Annotated in this window: 14 protein-coding genes; 9 read left to right on the forward strand and 5 right to left on the reverse strand. The window is 70.5% G+C overall.

Features of this window, described 5'->3' with window-relative positions; genetic code table 11:
* The 7 genes from AN216_RS21900 to AN216_RS21925 all read left to right on the forward strand — a co-directional run.
* Positions 1 to 1,152: CopD family protein (locus AN216_RS21900; RefSeq protein ID WP_212732740.1), on the forward strand; the 1,152-nt coding region annotated here is incomplete at its 5' end.
* A 76-nt stretch (positions 1,153 to 1,228) separates the two neighbouring features.
* Positions 1,229 to 2,467 carry an iron uptake transporter deferrochelatase/peroxidase subunit gene (gene efeB / locus AN216_RS21905; protein ID WP_070198435.1) on the forward strand — a complete coding sequence of 413 codons (1,239 nt, stop codon included), beginning with the start codon at positions 1,229 to 1,231 and terminating at the stop codon, positions 2,465 to 2,467.
* Positions 2,468 to 2,611: 144 nt separating this feature from the next.
* On the forward strand, positions 2,612 to 3,541 hold the full coding sequence (gene pheA / locus AN216_RS21910; RefSeq protein WP_070198436.1) for a prephenate dehydratase: 930 nt from the start codon (positions 2,612 to 2,614) through the stop codon (positions 3,539 to 3,541).
* Between the two features lie 551 nt (positions 3,542 to 4,092).
* Positions 4,093 to 5,370 (forward strand): serine--tRNA ligase, encoded by a 1,278-nt coding sequence (gene serS, locus AN216_RS21915; protein ID WP_070198437.1) that lies wholly within the window; start codon positions 4,093 to 4,095, stop codon positions 5,368 to 5,370.
* On the forward strand, positions 5,367 to 6,212 hold the full coding sequence (locus tag AN216_RS21920; RefSeq protein ID WP_244502583.1) for an HAD family hydrolase: 846 nt from the start codon (positions 5,367 to 5,369) through the stop codon (positions 6,210 to 6,212). The genes serS and AN216_RS21920 overlap by 4 nt, the downstream gene beginning before the upstream one ends.
* A 352-nt stretch (positions 6,213 to 6,564) precedes the next feature.
* Positions 6,565 to 6,789 (forward strand): hypothetical protein, encoded by a 225-nt coding sequence (locus AN216_RS30400; protein ID WP_244502584.1) that lies wholly within the window; start codon positions 6,565 to 6,567, stop codon positions 6,787 to 6,789.
* Positions 6,790 to 6,822: 33 nt separating this feature from the next.
* Positions 6,823 to 7,320, forward strand: coding sequence for a hemolysin XhlA family protein (locus AN216_RS21925; protein WP_244502585.1), 498 nt, complete (start codon positions 6,823 to 6,825; stop codon positions 7,318 to 7,320).
* Positions 7,321 to 7,424: 104 nt separating this feature from the next.
* Here AN216_RS21925 and AN216_RS21930 read toward each other — a convergent pair whose 3' ends face one another.
* Genes AN216_RS21930 through AN216_RS21945 form a run of 4 tightly spaced genes read right to left on the reverse strand, consistent with a single transcriptional unit; the run spans position 7,425 to position 11,109 of the window.
* Positions 7,425 to 8,144, reverse strand: coding sequence for an ABC transporter permease subunit (locus tag AN216_RS21930; protein ID WP_070198540.1), 720 nt, complete (start codon positions 8,142 to 8,144; stop codon positions 7,425 to 7,427).
* A 19-nt stretch (positions 8,145 to 8,163) separates the two neighbouring features.
* Positions 8,164 to 9,081 (reverse strand): ABC transporter ATP-binding protein, encoded by a 918-nt coding sequence (locus AN216_RS21935; RefSeq protein ID WP_070198438.1) that lies wholly within the window; start codon positions 9,079 to 9,081, stop codon positions 8,164 to 8,166.
* Complete coding sequence (locus AN216_RS21940; protein ID WP_070198439.1) at positions 9,078 to 9,989, reverse strand: ABC transporter permease; 912 nt, start codon at positions 9,987 to 9,989, stop codon at positions 9,078 to 9,080. The genes AN216_RS21935 and AN216_RS21940 overlap by 4 nt, the downstream gene beginning before the upstream one ends.
* Entirely contained in the window at positions 9,979 to 11,109 is a 1,131-nt protein-coding gene (locus AN216_RS21945; RefSeq protein WP_170843195.1) for an ABC transporter ATP-binding protein, read from the reverse strand. Before AN216_RS21945 ends, AN216_RS21940 begins: the two co-directional genes overlap by 11 nt.
* Before the next feature lie 381 nt (positions 11,110 to 11,490).
* Here AN216_RS21945 and AN216_RS21950 point away from each other — a divergent pair, with 381 nt between their 5' ends.
* Positions 11,491 to 13,359, forward strand: coding sequence for an SDR family oxidoreductase (locus AN216_RS21950; protein ID WP_070198440.1), 1,869 nt, complete (start codon positions 11,491 to 11,493; stop codon positions 13,357 to 13,359).
* Positions 13,360 to 13,562: 203 nt separating this feature from the next.
* Here AN216_RS21950 and AN216_RS21955 read toward each other — a convergent pair whose 3' ends face one another.
* Positions 13,563 to 14,288 (reverse strand): SDR family NAD(P)-dependent oxidoreductase, encoded by a 726-nt coding sequence (locus tag AN216_RS21955; RefSeq protein ID WP_070198441.1) that lies wholly within the window; start codon positions 14,286 to 14,288, stop codon positions 13,563 to 13,565.
* A gap of 190 nt (positions 14,289 to 14,478) precedes the next feature.
* Here AN216_RS21955 and AN216_RS21960 point away from each other — a divergent pair, with 190 nt between their 5' ends.
* Positions 14,479 to 15,048, forward strand: coding sequence for a MarR family winged helix-turn-helix transcriptional regulator (locus AN216_RS21960; protein ID WP_070198442.1), 570 nt, complete (start codon positions 14,479 to 14,481; stop codon positions 15,046 to 15,048).
* The last annotated feature ends 52 nt before the right edge of the window (positions 15,049 to 15,100 follow it).

Genomic DNA, 15,100 nt, shown 5'->3' on the forward strand with positions numbered 1-15,100 from the left:
CGCCCGTACGGCCGACCGATGCTGGCGCTCGGCTGCCTCGCGCTGGCCACCGGGATCGGCGCCACCTGGGCGCTGTCCGAGCACGCCTCGAGCGGACCGCAGACCGCGCTGGCGGTGCCCGTCGCGATCCTCCACCTCCTCGCCGTCGCCGTCTGGCTCGGCGGACTGGCGACCCTGCTGGTCGCGCTGCACGGTGCCACGCGCGTCCCGGCCACCGCCGTGCGCCGCTTCTCCGGCGCCGCCGGCGGCGCGGTGCTGGTGTTGGGAGCCACGGGGCTCTACCGGTCCTGGCGACAGGTCGGTTCCTGGTCCGCGCTGACGAGTACGGAGTACGGCGGCTGGCTGCTGCTGAAGATCGCCCTGGTCGCCGCGCTCCTCGCGCTGGGCTGGCGCTCCCGTCGCTGGACCGCACGGCTCACCGACCGGCCGACCGACCAGTTGACCGAGCGGCCGGCGGCCGAGAGCGTCGCGGAAGCCGTGCCCGCGGAGACCGCACCGGGCACGGGCGTACCGGGCACGGGCGCGACGGCAACACCCGCGTCCGGAACACCCGCGCCCCTCGACCCCGTACGCGCCGCACAGCTCGCCCGGCAGCGCCGAGCCGCCGAGACCGCCCGCCGCAACCGCGTCCGGGACGCCGACCCGGACCGGGTCGAACTGCGCCGCGGCGTCCTTCTGGAGACCGGCGTCGGTGTCCTCGTCCTCGCCGTGGCCACCCTGCTCGCCGCCACCGAACCAGCCCGCACCGCCGACACGGCCCGTGCCTCCGAAGGAGCCCGTACGTCCGACGCGGCCCCCGCCGTGCCGGCCGGGCCACTGGACGTGCGCGTCCCCTTCGACACCGGTGGCACGGACGGCGCGGGCAGCGCGCGGGTCACCCTGGACCCGGGACGCACCGGCGACAACACCCTCGAGGTACGCGCCCTCGACCCGGACGGCGAACCGCTGCCGGTCGCCGAGGTCCGGATCGCCCTCACCCAGGCCGAGCGGGACATCGGCCCGCTGCGCGGCTCGCTCCAACGGGCCGGCATCGGCCACTGGAAGCAGCGCGAGCTACGACTGCCGGTGCCGGGCGAATGGCGCCTGGCCGTGACCGTCCGCACCTCCGAGATCGACCAGGTGACCGAGACCAGGACGGTACGGATCGGCTGATGTCCACAGGACGCCGTCGGACCGGCCAGAACCATGAACCGAACCAGCAGCGAACAGTGACCCAGGACGGTGCATCTTGACCGACGACGACACCACGTTCTCCCGGCGCCGGCTCCTCGGCACGGTCGGCGCCGCGGGCGCCACCGGGATCGCGCTCGGGGCCACCGGCGGAGTCGCCGGCGCCGCCGTCACCCGGGACGATCCACCGACCGACCTGGCGACCGTCGGCAGCACCGCCGTGGCCTTCCACGGCCGGCACCAGTCCGGAATCGTCACCCCACAACAGGCCGCCGGCCAGCTGGTCGCCTTCGACCTGACGCCGGCCGCCGGCCGCAAGGAGGCCGCCGCGCTGCTGCGCCGCTGGTCACGGGCCGCCGAACGGATGATGGCCGGCGACCCGCCGGACGGTGACCACTCCGGCGTGGCTCTCGACGCCGGCCCGTCCTCGCTCACCGTGACCTTCGGATTCGGACGCGGCTTCTTCGAACGTACGGGACTCGAGGCACGGCTACCCGACGCGTTGAGACCCCTGCCGGAGTTCTCCGCCGACGCGCTCGACGAGGACCGCTCCGGGGGTGACCTCTGGATACAGATCGGCTCCGACGACGGACTGGTCGCCTTCCACGCCCTGCGTGTCCTGCAACGCGACGCCGCCGGAACCGCCCGGGTACGTTGGCAGATGAGCGGATTCAACCGCTCCCTCGGCGCCACCCCGGAACCGATGACCCAGCGCAACCTGATGGGTCAGGTCGACGGCACCAACAATCCGAAGCCCTCGGACGAGGACTTCGACAAGCGTGTCTTCGTCCCCGCCGACGGCTCCCCCGACTGGATGGCGCACGGGTCGTACGCCGTGTTCCGCCGCATCCGCATGCTGCTGGACAGCTGGGACGAGCAGTCCCGTGCCGAGCAGGAGAAGGTCATCGGCCGCCGCAAGTCGGACGGCGCCCCGCTCTCCGGCGGCACCGAGCGCACCCCGGTCGACATGACCGCGCGGACCGGGGACGGCGACCTGGCCATCGCCGCCGACGCGCACGTGCGGATCACCCCGCCGGACGCCAACCAGGGCGCCGCCATGCTGCGCCGCCCCTTCTCCTACCACGACGGCTTCCTGGACGACGGGGCACCGGACGCGGGGCTCCTCTTCATCGCCTGGCAGGCCGACCCGCTGACCGGTTTCGTGCCGGTGCAGCGCCGGTTGGACAGCGGCGACGCGCTGTCCCGGTTCATCCGGCACGAGGCGAGCGCCCTGTTCGCGGTGCCCGGCGGGCCGGGGAAGGGGGAGTACGTCGGACAGCGGCTGCTGGAGGCGTGACGGCGCGAGCCGCGGGACGGGTACGGCCGGAGCGCGGGACGGTACGGGGCGCGTAGTCGTACGGGGCGCGTGCGCCCGCGCGGGCGGCATGGGGCGAGCCGGTCACGGGCCGATCCCCCACCGCCCAGCACTTAGTCTGGCGGTATGTCACCCGCGAGTCGCTACACCTACCTCGGTCCCGAGGGGACCTTCACCGAAGCCGCCCTGCGCGGCCTGCCCGAGGCCGCGACCCGTGAGCTGCTGCCGATGGTCTCGGTCCCGGCCGCGCTGGACGCCGTACGGGCCGGGGAGGCCGCGGCGGCACTCGTACCGATCGAGAACTCGGTGGAGGGCGGCGTCACCGCGACCCTGGACGAACTGGCGAGCGGCGAACCGCTGATGATCTACCGGGAGGTGCTGCTTCCCATCGCCTTCGCGCTCCTCGTGCGTCCGGGGACCACGCTGGACAGTGTGAAGACCGTGACGGGGCATCCGGTCGCCCAGCCGCAGGTGCGAGGCTGGCTGCGGAACCACCTGCCGGAGGCGCACTGGGAGTCGGCGGCCTCCAACGCGGACGGCGCGCGCCTGGTGCAGGAGGGACGCTACGATGCGGCCTTCGCCGGGGAGTTCGCCGCCGGGCGGTACGGGCTGGAGCCGCTGGTGACCGACATTCACGACGCGCAGAACGCCACCACCCGGTTCGTCCTGGTGGGCCGCCCGGCCCGGCCGGCGGCGCGCACCGGCGCGGACAAGACCTCCGTGGTGATGTGGCTGCGTGAGGACCACCCGGGAGCCCTGCTGGAGTTGCTGCATGAGTTCGCGTCCCGGGGCGTGAACATGATGCGTATCGAGTCCCGACCCACGGGCGAGGGGATCGGGCAGTACTGCTTCTCGGTCGACTGCGAGGGGCATGTCACGGACCGGCGGGTGGGGGACGTACTGATGGGACTGAAGCGTGCCTGCCAGAAGGTGCGCTTCCTGGGGTCGTATCCGCGTGCGGACGAGGTACGGCCGATCCCGCGCGTCGGGACGACGGACGAGGAGTTCGTCGCGGCCTCGGACTGGCTCACACGGTGCTTGGACGGGCGTGGATGAGGGCGGCCCCGGCTTCTCAAAGTTATCCACAGGCTCGCGGAAACCTGTGCACAAACTACTAGACAAAACGGACTTCCCAGACAAATAGATTCTATCGCACAAAGCATTTCAGAGATTTCAAAACACAAAGTTCACGGGCAATTACCCCGGCGATCTCCCGCATCGAGGTCGGGGCGTCGCGGATCGTTCACCCTTTGCCGTTTCACCAGGTCATCGAGTCGCTTCAAGCACATGACCGAGCCCCCGCCGCACAGTATCCACAACCCCGCCCGTCCTGTGGAAAACTTAGGAGAAAGATCCCCACAGCCCTGTGGATAACTTCACGGCCGGCAGCCCTCAGTCTCCGAATTCCCTCGTCAGACGCGCTCGGCGGCCACAACAAGAAGGCCACTGGAAGCATGGCGCAGGGCACCCAGGGGAAGGCTGGAGAATCGCCGATCTCCCGAGTCTGATCACACGTCTCGAGGACAGTGAAATGGCAAAACGGACATTTCATCTCGAAATTCCGCAACACGTCGCTCGCGAGTAACCGACCCCGGTACCCTGGCCGAGTGATCGACCTTCGCCTTCTCCGTACCGACCCGGACCGTGTGCGTACCTCCCAGCGGGCGCGTGGAGAGGATGTCGACGTCGTCGACATGCTGCTCGCCGCCGACGAGCGTCGCCGCTCCTCCGGCATTCGCTTCGACGAGCTGCGCTCCGAGCAGAAGCAGTTGGGCAAGCGCGTCCCGCGTGCCGAGGGCGAGGAGAAGGCCACGCTGCTGCGACAGGCGGGCGAGTTGTCCGCGGCCGTGAAGGCCGCCGACGCCGAACAGGACGCCGCGGCCGAGGAGACCCAGCGCCTGCTGCGGCTGCTGAGCAACCCGGTGCACCCGGACGTGCCGGTCGGTGGCGAGGAGGACTTCGTCGTCCGCGAGACACACGGCGAGCTTCGGGACTTCGCCGCAGAGGGCTCGCCGCCCAGGGACCACCTCGAGCTGGGCCAGCTGTTGGGGGCCATCGACGTGGAGCGTGGGGCGAAGGTGTCCGGCTCCCGCTTCTACTACCTCACCGGAGTCGGCGCCCTGCTCGAACTCGCCCTGGTGAACGCCGCCATGGCGCAGGCCACCGCCGCCGGATTCACTCCCATGCTGACGCCGGCCCTGGTCAAACCGCACGCCATGGAGGGCACCGGCTTCCTGAACCAGGCAGCGGACGACGTCTACCACCTCGAGCAGGACGACCTCTACCTGGTCGGCACCTCCGAGGTGCCGCTGGCCGCCTACCACCTGGACGAGATCATCGAGGCGGACCAGTTGCCGCTGCGCTACGCCGGCTTCTCGCCCTGCTTCCGGCGGGAGGCGGGCTCGTACGGCAAGGACACCCGGGGGATCTTCCGGGTGCACCAGTTCGACAAGGTGGAGATGTTCTCGTTCGTCGCGCCCGAGGAGGCAGAGAGCGAGCACCAGCGGCTGCTCGACTGGGAGAAGGCCTGGCTGACCTCGCTGGAACTGCCGTTCCGGGTGATTGACGTGGCCAGCGGCGACCTCGGGGCCTCCGCCTCGCGGAAGTTCGACTGCGAGGCGTGGATTCCGACCCAGGAGAAGTACCGCGAGCTGACCTCCGCTTCGAACTGCGACGAGTTCCAGGCGCGGCGCCTGTCCGCGCGGCTCCGGGAGGGCAAGCAGGTGCGGCCGCTGGCCACCCTGAACGGCACCCTGTGCGCCGTACCACGCACCATCGTCGCGCTGTTGGAGAATCACCAGCGGCCGGACGGCTCGGTGCGCGTGCCCGAAGTCCTCCGGCCGTATCTGGGCGGGCGCACGTCGCTGGACCCGGTCGCCAGGTGACCGCCGACCGTTCCGCGGCGCTGCTGCCCGAGCCGAGCCCCCCGTTCCCGTACAAGCTGGTCGCCACCGATCTCGACGGTACGCTGCTGCGCTCCGACGACAGCGTCTCCCCTCGTACGTCCGAAGCGCTCGCGGCGGTGTGCGCGCGGGGCGCGGCGCACATCGTGGTCACCGGGCGGGCGGTGCCCTGGACCAGGCGGGTGTTGGCGGAGCTGGGCCACACCGGGCTGGCGGTCTGCGGACAGGGGGCGCAGGTCTACCACGCGGGAGAGCAGCGGCTGTTGACCTCGGTCACGTTGGACCGGCGGGTGGCCGCGCTGGCGGTGCGCCGGATCGAGGCGGAGGTCGGGCCACTGCGGCTGGCCGCCTCCCGGGACGGTCTGGACGGCGCGGTGCTCGTCGGACCCGGATACGGGATGCATGACGGGCCGCTGCCAGTGGTGGCCTGCACCGATCCGGCGCAGTTCTGGGCCGAGCCGCTGACCAAGATGTACCTGCGGCATCCCGAGCTCGGTGACGACGAACTCGCCCTGCGCGCGCGGGAGGCGGCAGGCGACCTGGTGGGCGTGGTGGTCTCCGGCGAGGGGATCGTGGAGCTGCTGCCTCCCGGGTTGAACAAGGCCCGGGGGCTGTCTCTGGCGGCCCGACGGCTGGGGGTGCGTGCCGCCGACACGATCGCCTTCGGGGACATGCCGAACGACGTGCCGATGTTCGACTGGGCGGCGTACGGGGTCGCGATGGCCAACGCACACGACGAGTTGTTGGCGGTGGCGGACGAGGTCACCGCGTCGAACGACACCGACGGCATCGCGGTGGTGCTGGAGAAGCTGCTCGACCGCTGAGCGGGGGAGCGGCTCGGATCTGGGCGGTGTGGCCCGGCAGCGCTGCGCGCCTGGGGATGCGCGCGGACGCGGGCGAATTCGGGTGACGCACGCCGTAACCGTATGACCATCGGATCGTTGGTCCCGGTGCGTGGAAGCAATTCCGGCCCGCCGCGCTCCGCTTCGAGGAGAGCGCACGGGCCAGGTGTGCCCGGTCAATAGTTACTGCTCCACCCGCGAGGCGCGCCCCATGGGGCGCGTTGGACACCCTTTCGCGGCTTCCGCTCCTGGTTCCTGGATACGGACGTCCCCGAGCGACCCCCGGGTGAGTGGGGTCTCCCACCATGTCCGTACGAGCCCCCGAGGGGTGTGCATGTACAACGAATCCGTGCTGCTGGAATCGCGGAGTATGCGTACCGGTCTGAGTGATCGGGACGAGGTGCTCGACAAGGTCAAGGCACTGGCCCTGGCCCCGGACGGCGTCCACGCGACGACACCGGACGTCGCGGACTACTTCGAGGTGACCGAATCGACTGTGAACAACTTACTGGATCGGCATCGAGAGGAGCTGACCGACAACGGCCTCCGCGTGCTGTGAGGCTCTGAACTGCGCGAATATCAGAACCTCAACATGAGGTTGTCATCCGCAAACGCAAATAGTTATCCACACCGGCAGACTCGGCTCGCCGTCTACACCCGTCGCACCGTACTCAACGTGGCGATGCTGCTGCGGGACAGCGCCGTCGCCCGGCAGGTTCGCGCGTACCTCCTGGACGCCGAGGAGCATGGCGGAGACCACACGCCTGCCCCTGCGACGTGCACCCCGCTCAGCGCGCACACGGCACTCGCGAGCCGGGTCAGCGGGACCGAGCGGGCGCTGAGCGAGATCGGCTCCGTCCTTCAGGAGCTGGGGCCGGTGATTCACCACATGTCGATCCGGCTGGCTCGGGTGGATCAGCGGCTGGAGGACGTGGATCGGCGTCTGACGGAGGTGAACCGCCGCTCTGCGAACACCGACCGCGTGGTGTGCGAGATGAGCCATCGGCTGGCCGACATGCGCAGCGACCTCAACCACGTGATGCGTGAGCAGGCCGTCCACCGTGCCCGGCGGGAGTCGTCCGCCTCGTGACGGTCGATCGGTGCCCGGCCCGCCGTACGGCGAGTTCCGTACGGCGGGCCGGGCACCGTGTGCGCAGGACGCGGCGGGAGGCCCCGCCCGCTGCCGCTCTCGGTTCAGTCCTCGCCCGCCAGGGTCAGGGTGCGCAGCTTGCGACCGGCCCACCCGGTGCCCGCCGCCGTGACCGCCACCAGCAGCAGCAGGCCGACCGGCAGACTGACCTCGGAGCTGATCAGGCTCTCCGGGCCGATCCTCTCCGCGACCGACAGCGCCCATTGCTGTACGGACAGGGCGCGGGCGCCCGGCATCACGCTGCCGAAGAGGGTTTCCCAGATCAACGCGTAGACGAGGCCGATGACGACCGCGTGCCGGCTGATCGTGCCCAGCAGCAGGAAGAGCGCGCTGTACGCGACCGAGGCGACCGCGGCTCCCACCGCGTAGGCGACGGCGAGTTGTTGGCTGTTGCCGTTCAGCAGGTAGCCGGCGACCAGGGTGGGGACCGCGGAGAAGGTCACGGTGACGCCGATCGCGACGACCAGCTTGGTGAGGATGATGGTGGGCCGCTTCAGCGGTTTGGCGAGGAGGTAGACGACCGAGCCGTCGTCGATCTCCGGACCGATGGCTCCCGTACCGGCGATGACGCCGATCAGCGGCACCATGGTGGCGAGGGCGAAGCCGCCGAGCAGTTCGGCGGTGACCGCGTCGTCCGCGCCGACCAGGACGCGTACGGCCAGGGCGACGAGGAGCAGCAGGGCGGGCAGCGCGCACAGCATCAGCGCCCGCCGGCGGCCGAGGAGCGCCCGGTAGGTGAGCCGGGCGACGGTGGGGTGGTACACGGACATCGCTCAGTCTCCTTCAGGCCGCGACGAGGTACGAGAAGACGCTTTCCAGGGACTCGTCCGACGGCGAGACGGAGTGCAGTCGGATGCCCTGGTCCCGGGCGACCCTCGGCAGCAGCTCGGTGAAGCGCGGGAAGTCGACGGCCTGGATGTGGAGTTCCCGGTCGTCCTGGTTCACCTGGATGCCCGCCGTGGAGGGGTCGCCGATGAGGGCGGCGGCGAGCCTGCGGTCGTCGCTGGAGCGTACGACGTACCGGTGTGGCCGGTCCGTCATGAGTCGGCGGATCTTGCGGAAGTTGCCGCTGGCCGCGTGCCGCCCGGCGACGATCACCTCGATGTGCGAGGCGAGTTGCTCGACCTCCTCGAGGATGTGGGACGAGAACAGCACGGTGCGGCCTTCGTCGCCCATCCGGCGCAGCAGCTCCATCAGGTGCATCCGCTGACGCGGGTCCATGCCGTTGAAGGGCTCGTCCAGCAGCAGCACGGAGGGGTCGTGCACCAGCGCGGAGGCCATCTTGACTCGCTGCCGCATTCCCTTGCTGTAGGTGGAGATCCTGCGGTCCGCGGCGTGCTCCATCTCCACGGTGGCCAGGGCGCGCGCGGCCGCTGCCCGGGGGTCGGGCAGCTCGTGCAGTTCGGCGTTGGCCAGTACGAAGTCGCCGCCGCTGAGGTAGTCGTACATCCCCTCGCGTTCCGGCACCAGCCCGATGTGCCGGTAGCTCGCCTCGTTCCGCCAGATCGTCTCGCCGTTCAGGGTGACGCTTCCGGTCGAGGGGGCGAGGAAGCCGGCCATCATGTGGATGAGGGTCGACTTGCCGGCGCCGTTCGGGCCGAGGAGGCCGGTGATGCCGGGTGTGATGTCCATGGTGACGTCGTTGACAGCCACGACGTTCCCGAACCAACGGGACGTGTGATCGATCTGCAGGGTGGTCACAGCCCGGCCTTTCGGTAGCGGCGTAGGAGCAGGGCGTACGAGCCGGCGATGAGCACGGCGATGACGAGGGCGTAGACGATGCCTTCCGCACCGGTCACTTGGTGTCCGCCGGGGAAGTTGCTGCTGCCGCCGAGGACGCTGTCCTGGAAGCCGTCAAGCAGCGTGCCGGGCGATCCGAGGCCGATCCATGTGGTGAGGTCACTCTCGCCCTGTTGCTGGGCGATGCCCTGGAGCGCGCCGACCAGCATGTAGGGGATGGTGAGTACGGCGATGACCGCGGCCACCCCGAAGCCACGGCGAGGGGTGAGCGCGGCGAGGGACACCGCGATCCCGCCGTACAGCAGGGCGAACACGACGGTGAACACGAGGCCCTGGCCGAGCCCGAGGGTCTGGTCCGCGAAGTCGAGCTTCCCGAGAAGCGCGCCGACGTACAGGATGAGGACGGGTGTGCCGGTGAAGACGATCAGCGAGGCGATGAGCGCGCCGAACTTCGCGGCGACGTAGTCCGACCGCTCGATGGGGCGGGAGAAGTAGAGCGGGACGGTCTTGAACCGCAGGTCGAGCGAGACGACCTGAGGTGCCACCGCGGCGACGAAGATGCTGGTCACCGGAAGCAGGAAGGTGGCGTACGCGGTGTAGTCGACGGGCAGTTCGTCGGCGCCCGCGTACACCGCGCTGGCCACCATGATGAGCGCCGGCAGACACATCACGGCGAAGAGGATCATCGGGAGCACCTTGGACTTGGCGGCTCGACCGAGTCCGTAGGTGCCGCGCAGCGAGTGCACGAAGAGCGAGCGGCGGGCGTACGAGCGGCCGAGTCGAGGCCCGTCGTACTTGCGGTAGCCGATGTTGTGGATGACGTCCGTGCCGCCGCGCGTGGCGGCTGCCGGGCTGGGCTCAGGCGACATCGCCGCCGCCCCCTTTCTGCGGGTGGGCCGCTGTGTGCTGCCGTACGGGTTGCCGCGGGGTGGCTGCGCCGTCGAGCCCGGAGCTGCCGGGCCCGCTTCCCGTCGGAGCGGGCCCGTCAGTGGCGCCGCCGCCGGGGTCGGGGCTTACGCCCGGGGACCGCGAGGTCGTGGCCGAGCCCGGCTCGTCGGTCGGGTGAGTGGTCGGGTGCTCGGTCGAGTCGGCGAAGACCTCGGAGATGTGGTGTCGGCGTTGTTCCATCCGCACGAGTCCCAGGCCGAGCCCGGCGACAGTGTCCCGGACGGTGTCGAAGACGTCCTCCTCCGCGGTGTCCAGCAGCAGCACGTGTCCGCTGCCGGGCGCGCCGACGGTGGCGGGCTCCTGTGGCCGCAGCCCCGCCTCGGCGAGTGCGGCGCGCAGCGCGGCGGTCCCGTCCGGGTGCGTGTCGGTGTCGGTGACCTCCACCGCGAGTGAGGCGGTGTCCTGGGTGAAGTCGGCGGTGGCGGAGGAGCGCAGCAGGGTGCCGCCGTCGATGACGACGACCTGGTCGCAGGTGCGTTCCAACTCGCCAAGCAGGTGCGAGGTGACGAGGACCGAGATGCCGAAGTCGGTGTGGACCCGCCGGATCAGGTCCAGCATGTCGTCCCTGCCGACCGGGTCCAGGCCGTTGGTTGGCTCGTCGAGGAGCACCAGCTGGGGGTCGTGCACGAGTGCCTGGGCGAGCTTGACCCGCTGCTTCATACCGGTGGAGTAGCTCCCCATGGAGCGGTAGCGCTCCTCGTAGAGGCCCACGTGTCGCAGGGTGTCGGCGGTGCGCTCGCGCGCCGCCGCGGCGGGCAGACCGGTCATTCTCGCCATGTGGACGACGAACTCGGTCGCGGAGACGTCCGGTGGCAGGCAGTCGTGCTCTGGCATGTAGCCGACGCTCTCCCGGATGGTCCCGCCGTGGGTGGAGACGTCGAGTCCCAGGACTGTCGCGCTGCCCTCCGTCGCGGGGGACAGCCCGAGCAGGATCTTGATCAGGGTGGACTTCCCGGCGCCGTTGGCCCCCACCAGCCCGGTCACTCCCGGTGCGATGTTTACGGTCAGCCGATCGAGCGCGGTCACCCGAGGGAACCGCATGGTCAGGCTTTGGGTCGCGATCACAGTCACGTACGAGAAACTATCGCCGGGGTCGCGGCCACACGTCCCCCTGCGGGAGGCGATGCCGCTAGTACCGCAGGGGGAGACACCCCCGAGAGGCCCCCATACGGAAGTCGCGTGAGTCTCAGGGGCGTCACCCGACGAAAGATGTGTTACCAGCGGTATCCACAGCATGTGTACGTCTCTTGACCACCGGATTCGACGTTGCCAGAGTCGTGCCTGCCACGTTATGCGCTCTTGTCGCGCGGAGGGTTGAAGCTGACTGCGCCTGGGTGGCACCAGGTCGCACGGCCCCCGGTTCGGGAGCGCTCGGGACAGCGGCGACTCCAGGGTCGCCAGCGAAGGAGCGGAGGAGTCCGTATGGACCGGAGCAAGCGGGCGTTCGGTGCGGCACGCTCCCCCCACCACGCCGGCGGCGACCCCTCCGCGGCGAGCGGCGGCCTCGAGGGAGCGCGGGAGCGTCGGGTCCGTACGGCCGAGGGATTCGAGCTTCGTGTCGCCGAGTTGGGCGACCCGGAGCGGCCGACCGTCGTGCTGTTGCACGGCTATCCGGACAGCAAGGAGGTCTGGTCCGAGGTCGCGCGGGCCCTGCGGGGCGCCTTCCACCTGGTGCTCTACGACGTGCGTGGCTGCGGACGATCCGGCGCCCCCAAGCCGCTGCGTGGCGGCTTCACCCTGGAGAAGCTGACCGATGACTTCCTGACGGTGCTGGACGCGGTGAGCCCGACGGAGCCGGTCCATCTGGTCGGTCACGACTGGGGCTCGGTGCAGGGCTGGGAGTTCGTGACGACCCGTCACGCCAGTGACCGGATCGCCTCGTTCACCTCGATCTCCGGGCCCTCGTTGGACCACCTCGGCCATTGGATGAGGGAGCGCCTCCGCCGCCCGACGCCCCGTGGGGTCGTCCAACTCCTCGGCCAGGGTGCCAAGTCGTGGTATGTGTACGCGCTGCACACGCCCGCCCTGCCGGAGCTGGCATGGCGGGGCCCGCTGGGCCGGCGGTGGTGGCCACGGCTGCTGGAGCGCTTCGAGAAGGCTCCGTCCACCGGCTACCCCACCGGCTCGCTGCCCCGCGACGCGGCACACGGGGCCTGGCTGTACCGCGACAACGTACGCTCCCGGCTGCGCCACCCCCGGACGGACTGCCAGGCGCACACGCCGGTACAGCTGATCACACCGACCGGGGACGCCTTCCTCAGCGAGCGGCTGTACGACGACCTGGGGCGCTGGGCCCCGCAGTTGACCCGGCGCACGCTGCCCGCCAGACACTGGGTGCCGCGTACGCGCCCGGACCAGCTCGCCGCCTGGATCAGCGAGTTCGCCTCCGCGCACCACGCCGGCGAGGCGGGCGAGTCGCCGGCGGGATCGGTGCCGCAGGGGCGGTACGCGCAGCGTTTCGCCGGCCAGTTGGTGTTGGTCACCGGGGCGGGCGAGGGGGCGGGGCAGGCGACCGCGCTGGCCTTCGCCGCGGCTGGCGCCAGGGTCATCGCCGTCGACGCCAGCGGCGAAGCCGCCGCGCACACCGCCGGCATGGCCCGGCTGATCGGCGCGCCGGAGGCCCAGGCGGAGACCGTGGACGTGAGCGACGGGCAGGCGATGGAGCGGTTGGCGGCCCGGCTCGAGCAGCAACACGGCACGGTGGACGTACTGATCAACCACGCCGGCACCGGCATCACCAAGGACTTCCTGAACACCACCGTCGCCGACTGGCAGCGAACCCTCGACGCCCACCTGTGGGGGACCGTGCATGGCTGCCGCGCCTTCGGCGGCCAGATGGCCAGACGGGCGCAGGGCGGGCACATCGTGAACATCGCGTCCGTGAGCGCGTTCCGGCCCTCCCGGTCACGGTCGGCGTACGCCACATCGAAGGCGGCCGTGCTGATGCTGAGCGAGTGCCTTCGGGCGGAGTTGGCCTCCACGGGCATCGGGGTGTCGGTGATCTGTCCCGGAGCGGTCGAGACCGAACGTTCCAGTACCGCTCGATCCGTCCGGGGCAGCGGCACCTCGGGCAGCGGTGCCTCGGCGGGGCCACCGCGGCGGAAGCGTGTGCCAAGGCTGTTCCGCCCGCGGCACCAACCGTCCGAGCAGATCGCCGAGGCGGTGCTGAGGGCGGTGCTGCGGAACCAGTCCACGGTGCCGGTCTCGCCAGCAGCGCGTGGCGCGCGGCTTGTCTCGCGGATCGCTCCCCGGGTCACGCGAGGGCTGTCCCGCATGCGCCCGCCGAGCTGACAGGGCACTGGAGCGACGAGCCAATGTCCTGTCCGGAGAGGGGCACTTCGGCGAGCGGGACTCGACGAAGCCGAGCTGCCACGGGACGGGATTCTGCGCCCGCGGGTACGCAGAGCATGTCAATGACCCGTGGTCGGTCGACGAGTTGCTGCGCTTGGCCACCGCGGCCAGCGACAGCGGCCCACCGGGCCTGCGGCGGTGACTCAACGGGTCTTCCGCTCACCGCCGTTCACGTTGAGCACCTGGCCCGTGATGTGGCGCGCGGCGGGCGAAGCGAGGAAGCCGACACTTTCCGCGATGTCGTCCGGCAGCCCGGCACGGCCCAACGAGGTGGCCGCCACCAGGTTCTCCCGACGCGCGTCGGTGAGGTGGTCCCGGAAGAACTCCGTGTCCGTGATGTATCCGGGCGAGACGACGTTCGCCGTGATGTCGCGCGGACCAAGCCGGTCGGCCAGTTCCAGGTTCCAGCTCGCGAGCCCGGCCTTGGCGGCTCCGTAAGACCCCGCTCCCTTGTCCGCGGCGATGGAACCGATGTGCACGATCGCTCCTCCAGTCGCCAGCCGCTCGTCCAGTGCGTGCGTGGTGAGCGCCGCGCTGACCAGGTTGGCGTCGAGGTTGGCGCGGAAGTCCCGCACGTAGGAGGCGAGGTCGGTCTTGCCGTCCGCGTCGAATCCGGTGTTCCCGCCCGCGTTGTTGACCAGCACGTGAAGCGTTCCGGGCAGTTCGCCCAGCAGTCCGTTGACGGCTGCCGGATCGGTGTGGTCACAGGGCCTCGTACGGATGTCCCCGACCCTCTTCGAGGCCAGCTCGGCGAGCGGTTCCGGTCGGCGTCCGGTGGCGAAGACGGTGTCGCCCTGTTCGGCGAAGTGTTGGGCCACCGCACGGCCGATTCCGGTTCCGCCGCCGGTGACGAGGATATTACGGGACATGTGAATGACTCCTGGTTCCGGGAGGTGAGGCGTGATGTGTGCCGCGTGAGGCATGGCGCGGACCGGGCGCCACGCGAGGTGTGGGCATGGTGCGAGCTTCACGCGACAGTTTATTCAGGTCTAAATATAGACCTGAACGTACCCTGACCGCACACCCTCGCCCCCGTCAAACCCGAAGGAGACAGTCACCGTGTCGAAAGAGAGCGACGACTACCCGCTGGACCAGGCGACCGACCACCCCGTAGGCGACATTGCCGCCGCCTGGGAACGCGAACGCCCCGGCACTCCGGTCACCTCGATCGGGATCGTCACCCCCATCTGGCGACTCGCGAAGCTCCTCGGTGACGACCGGCGCCGCGTCCTGACCCAGGCGGACGTGGACGCCGCCACCCTCGACCTGCTCAGCGTGCTACGGCGCAGCGGTGCCCCGTACACCCTCACCACCCGGGAACTCAGCCGCCGTTCCCTCGTCACCGCCGGGGCCGTCTCCCAACGCGTCGCCCGCGCCGAACGCCAGGGACTCGTCACCCGCGCTCCGGGGCGGAGCCGAGCGCGTACGGTCGACGTCAGCCTGACGCAGGAAGGCCACGACCTGGTGGAAGCCACGGTGGACCAGGTGCTGTGGCGAGAGGCCGAACTCGTCGGCGGCCTCACCGAGGCACAGCAGGCCCAGCTCACCGAACTGCTCGGCGTACTACTGCGGGACGTCCAGCAGCGCCTGGGCGACGATCGGATCTCCCACGTCGGCCTCGCCGACTGAGACGGACGGATAAAGTGCTCGGATCGCGTCGACGACGATCCTGGAGGAGCCC

The sequence above is a fragment of the Streptomyces oceani genome (assembly GCF_001751245.1).
GTDB lineage: Bacteria > Actinomycetota > Actinomycetes > Streptomycetales > Streptomycetaceae > Streptomyces > Streptomyces oceani.

Bases quoted from the DNA above. Each gene is read 5' to 3' on its own strand.
- AN216_RS21955 (WP_070198441.1), bottom strand. From the start codon at position 14,288: ATGTCCCGTAATATCCTCGTCACCGGCGGCGGAACCGGAATCGGCCGT.
- AN216_RS21940 (WP_070198439.1), bottom strand. From the start codon at position 9,989: ATGTCGCCTGAGCCCAGCCCGGCAGCCGCCACGCGCGGCGGCACGGAC.
- AN216_RS21925 (WP_244502585.1), top strand. From the start codon at position 6,823: ATGAGGTTGTCATCCGCAAACGCAAATAGTTATCCACACCGGCAGACT.
- AN216_RS30400 (WP_244502584.1), top strand. From the start codon at position 6,565: ATGTACAACGAATCCGTGCTGCTGGAATCGCGGAGTATGCGTACCGGT.
- pheA (WP_070198436.1), top strand. From the start codon at position 2,612: ATGTCACCCGCGAGTCGCTACACCTACCTCGGTCCCGAGGGGACCTTC.
- AN216_RS21945 (WP_170843195.1), bottom strand. From the start codon at position 11,109: ATGCGGTTCCCTCGGGTGACCGCGCTCGATCGGCTGACCGTAAACATC.
- AN216_RS21950 (WP_070198440.1), top strand. From the start codon at position 11,491: ATGGACCGGAGCAAGCGGGCGTTCGGTGCGGCACGCTCCCCCCACCAC.